The organism is Endozoicomonas sp. SESOKO3 (assembly GCF_024606255.1).
Map to the genome: position 1 here is coordinate 1 of NZ_JAHHPR010000210.1, position 4,068 is coordinate 4,068.

Sequence of the window (4,068 nt, forward strand, 5' to 3'; positions counted from 1 at the left end):
TCTTGTCAGGCACAGTAACCGCAATTGACAATGAACTGAGTTTGGGAATGACATCAGAGACCTCTGCAATGTTTGACGGTGCATCTTGCTTTGCTCTGTTGGCTGGCGCGCCAGTATCAGGAGCGGGTTCGTTTATTTTTCTGCCAATCAGACCATCCATAGCTAATCTCCCTTCTGTCATGCGGAGGACGTTACTGAAATTGTTTAATGATTCGACCTTAAGACAGAAGAAAAGTTCTATTTGGATGGTTACCCGTAACCAGTGGTCGACATCAGCGGCCCGGAAAGCTCATCATGAGCAAACGGTTATTAAGCGTCCAATGATTCATAAATCGAATTCAAATTCACGCTGCTCAAAAATTCTCCGGCAATTTTTGTCAGCTCATCGGATTTGAGTACCAGAGCGTTACTGACGTTGAGTGTCTGCTGCAAGAAAACATTGTCAACAGACTTCTCAAAATCACTAGAGGTATCAATTTCGGATATCATGGCATACAGTTCTTCTGGCGAGGATGGATTATGAGCGCCATAGTTGTTTTTAATGCTCGTGTCCTCCCCGATGGTAGCTCTGGCCCAACAGAAGGTTAAGTGACCGGCTTTAGAGTGTGTCACTTCATACAGGTAATGACTGAAGGCCTGCCGAATCGCTTGCCTGCATCTGTCTCTTAAATTATGCAAAGGCTTTGTATCCTCCCGTGACAATTTAAGGGGTTTTAAAATGGCTCTGTGCTCGTTTTCAATATCAAGCTTTTTGTTCTCATAGTCTGTCTGCTGAGCTTGATATTCCTGATTGGAACGCATTGATTTTCCATAGATTGTATGATGGAACTCACTCTTCAGATCATCCAGGGCGCAGTGAAGTTCATCTACAGCCTTGTTATATTGTTCGCTTTTTTCCAATAAATACTGTAAGTGCGGGCTGCTCTCAACTTTTCGTTGATACAGGGCTTCGACCTTTTCATTAAACGCTGTGTGGCGCCAGGAAGGTTGCCCCAGGATAATCACCGGACGCTGGTTCGCTTTGCCCGAGTTTAACTTTGGAAACGCAGGTTGATGCACCAGCATTCGTTCTATATTCGGAATGCCTCCGGGTTGGTCCGTCCAGGTGTTCTGTATAGATGAGATGGTCATACTACCTTCAAGGAATGACGAAAACCCATCATGACCATGAGTGACGAACAAAGTGTCGCCTTTTCTCTTTTGGAAGTCTTTATACGCCAACTGCCACACCTGGCTATTTTTTTCTTTGGAGAAGAATTCCCTGTACCATTTTTTCAGACAATGGGCGGCTTTATCCTTCAGTTCATCGACACGGGTCAGACGCACCAATAGACTATGATGTTCATCAGCCTCCATAATGTGGCTCTTGTAGGTCGCCAGTGGATCCAGCCAACCCGATTCCAGAGCTTCAATGGCAAAGTGAATAACCGAAGGTATGGCTAAGTTACGGTATTTAAGTATATTTTGCATTGAGCGCAACCACTCGAGAGGGCTTGCTCCGGCCTCAACAACCAGTTTTGAATGGAGTAACTTGAGCTGTTCTGTGACCCGATCTTCGTCACTTTCGTATAATATTTTTCTTACTGCCTCTGACATGGGTTTAACAATACGACAATCGTCTTCAATGATTACAGCGCCGACCAATGCCATCACATCCTTGCCCAATGCTTTTGTCTCCAGCAACTCTATGATTGAGACACCCATGGCAAAACTGGTTAAATCTTTTTGCAGCCAAAGGTTCCTTACCATTTCGGCAATACTTAAATGGGTTTCCGGCAATGCGCTATTTGTCTCAAGGGCTTTTTTCAGTTCCTCAGGACTCACATCACAGGCTTTGGCCAGGGTTTGCTGTTGTAATGAATCAGCCCCTTTCAGGAGAGTCTTAATCTTTCTCGTCTCAGTACTGGAAGCACTGACCATTTTGGTAGGCTGGAATTCGGGTGTAATTTCTGTTTTCCGTACTGGTGCTCCGTCCAAATCTACTGACTCCCAGGTTTGGCCTCCATCCACAGAATACTCGGCAAAGCAGTGTCCAGCGTTATCAATTTGCCGACATGAAATCCCGAAATAACGACAAAAAGCAATGAAAACAGGCACGCGATGGCGACAGCTCCCTTGCCTTTGTGTTACGAGGAATTTGAAGAAATTCTTATGCTTCTCTGGTTTAGCCTTGCCGGTGAACTTCCGGCAATAGTTCGTGATCGTCTCAATTCGTTGCGTCGTGCCTCGCGCCTTTTTTAAGGCCCGCAAAAACCTCCGTACTTTGGATGATGGTTGTTCGGCAATGTTGTCAAACAGGCTGTTCAAAACTGTTTTCATACCTTCTGAACAACGGGTGTCAGGATGCGTTGATCGTTTTGGCCGGGCTTCTTTAGCAGGCGTTTTTTTGCCCGGTTTTCTGGTTTCCAGGACATAAACACACCGAATACTCTGTTCAGCGTCAGCTGCCGGAACAGACAGTGTGTGAAGCCCGGTATATCGATCCCTGATCAGCGTAAATGCCAAATCGGGTTCTATACGCAGGGCCACGATGTAGTCGTTAGCCGTCAGGCTGGGCAATGCATATTGGCCATCGTCCGATGAGATGTCCAAGGTTGCCAGCGTTTGATCGCTGGCTAATGTCAGCTCCTGTCCATGTTCTGGTAGCCGGGTGGGCATGAGGCTTTCGACTCCATGAATGTGTTGATCTACCAAATCGATCAGTTCGACACTACCCTCAGCAGAGACATCAATATCCCTGGCCCACTGGCGATGCATATGGGATGGATGGTTCCGGGTCTCAAAAATTTTATAAGCGCTAACTTGTGGCGTCTCCTCGTTCTCGTAGTTCGTTTCCCAATCCAATGTCATGGCCTGTTTTTCTTGGACTTGTGGGGTGTATTCTCCAGACTCGTCAACCCAATGGTTCAGCAGATCATTCATCTGATGCCAGAACGCAGTCCACCATTTAGCGCCATGGGCGTTCCATGCTTCTATGCGCTTATCAGCCTCCCGAAGATAAGGTTGGGAAGCTGGCATTTTCAACGTTAGTTTCTGTTCTTTCGTCAGGGAGAATAAGCCATTAGCGTCCATGCCCACCTGGCCAAATTCATGATCAAACCAGCGTTGCTGCCAGTGTCGGTAAAGTGCCTGGGTGAGAATATCGTCCGACTCGTCCGGATTCAGGGAAAGACCCGACGCCTGCCATCTGGCCTCAGCCACTCTCTTGATAATTTCTGTTCTGGCTTCCTCTTCATTCAGATCCGCCTTAACACGAATTTCATGGCGTTTTTCATCGATACTGTTGAAATCACTGCGGCGTACCAACCACGGACGATCAATGCCCGATACCGTTTGGTTGAACCATTCGCAAAGTCCAGAATCAAGCGCACTGTTATTCACGACAAGAGTTGATGACTCTGGCAGTACTTCCAGCGATGTTTTTGCGGCCATCAGGTAAAGCCGATAGTGCTGATTGAGGCATTGATGAAGTCCGTTTTCGCTAAAATCGCCTCCCCGGATGACGGCCCTGGCCACATTCTGTAAATCAAGGCTGGTCGGCTGCAACGGCAGTTTTTTCCGTTGCAGGTAAGCCCTCAAACGACAATGTTCCTTAGTCAGCTGTTCAGCCAGAATTTTCCCCTGCGGGTTCTTTGGCAACACTTTCTCGGCAATGGTTTGCAATTCTGCCGGACTGTACTGCCGAATAGGCAAATGCCGGAAACGCCCTTTCAGCGCCGGTGATAATGGTTTTCGCCCGCTGTACTCGGGTGGGTTGATGGTGGCGAACAGGTGGAAACCGGGATGAGCGTCACCGGCCAGAATATCGTTTAACTCTCCTTCCAGATGCTGGCTGTCAATCAGATTCATTTCCGAGATGACCACAATGCCGCCATGCACTTTAGCCGTCTGGATCTTTTCACACACTTTGTCCCAGGAACAATCACAGGCGTTCAGGGGAAAGACCTTCGGCATGGATTCTCTCCGTTGCTCAGTCTGCTGTTTGACGCTTTGAATCATCAGGTTCAGGATGGCATCCTTGCCCCGTCCAGCCGGACCTTCAATCAGCGTCGCCTGACGACCGTCGTG

The 4,068-nt window shown here is 47.8% G+C and carries 1 protein-coding gene; it reads right to left on the reverse strand.

What is annotated here, in order from left to right:
• Positions 1-309: 309 nt before the first annotated feature.
• The gene (locus KDK18_RS03710) at positions 310-3,954 is read right to left on the reverse strand and encodes a transglutaminase domain-containing protein (RefSeq protein WP_257253305.1); all 3,645 of its coding nucleotides are present in this window, start codon (positions 3,952-3,954) and stop codon (positions 310-312) included.
• Between the last annotated feature and the right edge of the window lie 114 nt (positions 3,955-4,068).